Here is a 3,774-nt window from a genome sequence, read left to right on the forward strand (position 1 = left end):
GCTTTTTACAAGCTTTTTACCACACTATAGCTCTCGAATCTCCAGAAAATCATTCCGCTTAGGAAAAATCAGCGTAAACGTCGTGCCCTCTCCAAGTTTAGAATCGACCTCTATGTTCATGTTCAGGGAGTCGGCAGCTTTACGAGTTAAGTACAGCCCCATCCCGGTGGCGGCATGATCATGGTGAGCGGTCGTCGACGTAAACCCTTTATCAAAAATCCTCGGCAGATCTCTTGCGTCAATTCCTCGTCCCGAATCGGTGACAGCCAGACTGGTTTGTCCATTTTCATCGAAGCTGCGTACCATAATTTCAGAGGCTTCGCTGTATTTAACCGCATTGGTGAGAAGCTGCCGGAGCATAAAGGCGAGCCACTTGCTGTCAGATAAAACGGACGCCACTTCCAAATCGATATCAAAGCCGATCCCTTTTTGAATACACCAGGATTGCAGGGTCTTCAATTCTGAGAAAATCAGCGGCTCCAGATGAATCTCCTCCATGTATAAATCATTTTCGATAAAAGGCATCCGCTTTTTATGTAACTGCTGATCGAGCAGCAAGTGAATTCGCAGCCATTCGTAGGTGAGCTGGGACCGTGTTTTCTGGTCGCTGATGCGATCAAAGATTAAGTGCATCGACGTGAGCGGGGTTTTGACTTCATGAATCCAGGCGAGCATATCGTCTTTTTCCTGTTCCAACAGCGAATGATTGTGGGAGGATTCCTTTTTTAACCGTTCCATTTGCTCCACCATAGTTGTTTCGATGATTTTTTCAAACGGGCTTTCTCCATCGGGAATCGTGGTCACATCGAGATTGGCTGCTCTGTCGTTCATCTCTCTGTAAAATCGGGTTTCCTTCTGGTACCGGATAAATAAAAAAATCAGAAACAGGACCGATGATAAAAACGTGTAATAATAGATCGAGTTTAGCGCTAGATTCGTATCTACATAGGCGATCAGCAGCGCGAGAAGCTGAAGGATAAGAAAGAAACCAATCCAGCTGATTCTTTCCAGGAGAAATTTCCGGATCATGATTCGGCCTTTTCGACGGCCGTATAGCCCTGTCCGACTTTTGTCTGAATCGAACCACCAAGACCGAGGTCGGATAGCTTTTTCCTTAAGCGATTCACATTCACCGTGAGCGTGTTATCACTGACAAATCGCTCATCCTCCCACAAGCTTGTAATCAAATCCTCACGGCTGACGATTTTGTTTTTCCGTTCCACGAGTAATTTCAGGATGAACACTTCGTTTTTCGTGAGCTCAATGGTTTGCTCATTGTATTGAATCCGGTTCCGCTCATAATCGATAGTCGCACCAAGCCACGTTTTCAGCGCGGGAGGTTCCGCATTATAATTATACACACGCCGGAGCACGGCCTGGATTTTGGCAATTAAGACTTCAAAGTGAAAAGGTTTCTGTACAAAATCATCGGCCCCCAGGTTCATGGACATGACCATATCCGTTGGGTGGTCGCGGGAAGATAGAAAGATAATCGGGACGTTGGAATGTTCCCGGATCATGCGGCACCAGTGGAACCCATCATACTTGGGAAGCTGGATATCGATAATCACGAGATGCGGCATGGTGGCCGTGAATTCTTCCATCACTTTTGTGAAATCCGCAATCCCATGCACCTGGTAGGACCACTGGGATAACCGGTCTTTCATTTCTGTAAATAGGGTCGCATCATCTTCGACCAATAGGATTTTAAACACAAGGAGTCACCACTCTTTTCCATTTTACTGATTAAAGAAAGTATAGCAAAAATCGGGGCAGGGGCTATAGAGATGGAGCGGGATTTTTAACGGGAATGTTATTCAGTTGTTAGATAACCATCCGATGACAAGCTGAAGAAGTAGATAGGTAACGAGTGCCAGGGCTATATTGACTGGTATGCTGAAAGTGTTATATAAATAAGGACCCATAGCTATAGAGGCCAGTACAAAGATAAAACTGGCGATATCTCTATTCTTTTCTTTATTTGTTCTCGCGGTTTTCCTTGGTGCCATAATTATTCCTCCAAGTACCATAAATCATCCGGTAAGTGTCATGATCAACACGAGAAGTAACATCGATCCCGTTGCGCACATAAACAGAAAGCCGTTGATTTTCCTCTCCTCTTCGAAATATAATCGATATCCTTGGGTCAACGCGAAGATCATGCTGCCTGTTGACCAGTAAGCTGATAGAGAGCCGAAATCACCACTTACTACATCCATAATAAATAGAATAGTAGAGAGGATCATCACGATTTGTCCTAAGTTCTTTACGAACCTGTTCACTTAAATAACCTCCCCTTGTATGTGCAAGCTAACCTAACACTGCTGAAGATCTTTGATTCCATTCATTGTATATAACAAAAATACCATATTATTACAATTAAGAAAAAAGAGGCGTCCATACGATCCTATAGAAAATACAATTTGGATCTTTTTCGCTGATCCATTCACGAACCTTTATTCAAATTTTCTAAAAAATGGAGACCTGACTCTTTAAAAGTCCAGCCGTTCCACGTACAATGAATACTAATATCTAATCCTTTGTTCATTTAAAGAATAGATGTAAACAAAGACAGGAAAAGGAGATTTGTCCTATGACTCGATCATTAACTACTGTAGAAAGTCGCCTTAGAAAGCAAAAACCGGATAGCGGCCAGATCCCTTTTGGCCGAACATTTACGGACCATATGTTTGTGATGGATTATGAAGAGAGCAAAGGGTGGCATGAGCCGCGGATCGTTCCCTATGAACCACTGACCCTTGATCCTGCTGCCATGATTTTTCATTACGGCCAGACCGTATTTGAGGGCTTGAAAGCCTATCGCACCGATGACGGTCGTGTACTATTGTTCAGACCTGAAAAAAACTTTGAGCGTTTGAATCTTTCCAGCGAACGTTTGAGCATTCCGCCGATTGATGAAGAAGCAGTCATGGATTACTTGAAAGAGCTGGTCCATTTGGAAAGGGACTGGGTGCCGGAATTTGAAGGCACGTCCTTATATATCCGTCCGTTCATTATAGCGACGGAACCGAGTCTTGCTGTGGCACCTTCGAAGATGTATAAGTTTATGATTATTCTTTCACCGGTAGGTCCTTATTTTTCAGGCGGCATTCGTCCGGTCACGATTAACGTCGAAGAAGAATTTACGCGTGCGGTGAAAGGCGGAACCGGAATGGCGAAAACGGCCGGCAACTACTCCTCCGGCTATCAGGCGCAGGCGAAAGCGAGCAAGGAAGGGAATGCCGATGTACTCTGGCTCGACGGTGTCGAGAAGCGCTACATTGAAGAGGTCGGCAGTATGAATATCTTTTTCAAGATTGATGGAGAGATCGTGACGCCGGCTTTAAGTGGAAGCATTCTTAGAGGGATTACCCGTACCTCCATTCTTGAACTACTGAAAGAGTGGGGCTGGACGGTAAATGAGAGAAGAATCTCGATTGATGAACTGTATCAGTACTATGAAGAAGGTAAATTGGAAGAAGCCTTTGGCGCAGGTACCGCTGCTGTCATTTCTCCGGTAGGGGAATTCAATTGGCTTGGTAAGAAGATGGTTATCAATGATCATGAGATCGGGCCGGTAGCACAGAAGCTCTATGATACTGTAACCGGAATTCAGCGAGGAAGAAAAGAAGACGACCACGGATGGACCGTCGAAGTCTAAAGCCCATATACAAATACAAATTATTCCACCTCAGGTCATCCAATATTTGGATGACCTGAGGTGGAGTTTTTTTACTCTTCTTTCTTTTGGGTTATTTCATATAGTTGCGGATG

At 44.4% G+C, this 3,774-nt stretch carries 5 protein-coding genes; 1 reads left to right on the top strand and 4 read right to left on the bottom strand.

Going from position 1 to position 3,774, the window contains the following annotated elements; all coding sequences use genetic code 11:
- Positions 1-24 precede the first annotated feature (24 nt).
- The 4 genes from WAM07_RS02125 to WAM07_RS02140 all read right to left on the bottom strand — a co-directional run bounded on the left by WAM07_RS02125 (position 25) and on the right by WAM07_RS02140 (position 2,282).
- Positions 25-1,029 (bottom strand): sensor histidine kinase, encoded by a 1,005-nt coding sequence (locus tag WAM07_RS02125; protein ID WP_422164374.1) that lies wholly within the window; start codon positions 1,027-1,029, stop codon positions 25-27.
- The gene (locus tag WAM07_RS02130; protein WP_422164376.1) at positions 1,026-1,715 is read right to left on the bottom strand and encodes a response regulator transcription factor; all 690 of its coding nucleotides are present in this window, start codon (positions 1,713-1,715) and stop codon (positions 1,026-1,028) included. The genes WAM07_RS02125 and WAM07_RS02130 overlap by 4 nt, the downstream gene beginning before the upstream one ends.
- 102 nt (positions 1,716-1,817) lie before the next feature.
- Positions 1,818-2,009, bottom strand: a complete 192-nt coding sequence (locus tag WAM07_RS02135; protein ID WP_422164378.1) for a hypothetical protein — start codon at positions 2,007-2,009, stop codon at positions 1,818-1,820.
- Positions 2,010-2,033: 24 nt separating this feature from the next.
- Positions 2,034-2,282 (bottom strand): hypothetical protein, encoded by a 249-nt coding sequence (locus WAM07_RS02140; RefSeq protein WP_422164380.1) that lies wholly within the window; start codon positions 2,280-2,282, stop codon positions 2,034-2,036.
- Between the two features lie 311 nt (positions 2,283-2,593).
- Here WAM07_RS02140 and WAM07_RS02145 point away from each other — a divergent pair, with 311 nt between their 5' ends.
- On the top strand, positions 2,594-3,661 hold the full coding sequence (locus tag WAM07_RS02145; RefSeq protein ID WP_422164381.1) for a branched-chain amino acid aminotransferase: 1,068 nt from the start codon (positions 2,594-2,596) through the stop codon (positions 3,659-3,661).
- Positions 3,662-3,774: the final 113 nt, after the last annotated feature.

Origin of the sequence: Halobacillus sp. (assembly GCF_049282395.1) — a bacterium.
GTDB lineage: Bacteria > Bacillota > Bacilli > Bacillales > Halobacillaceae > Halobacillus.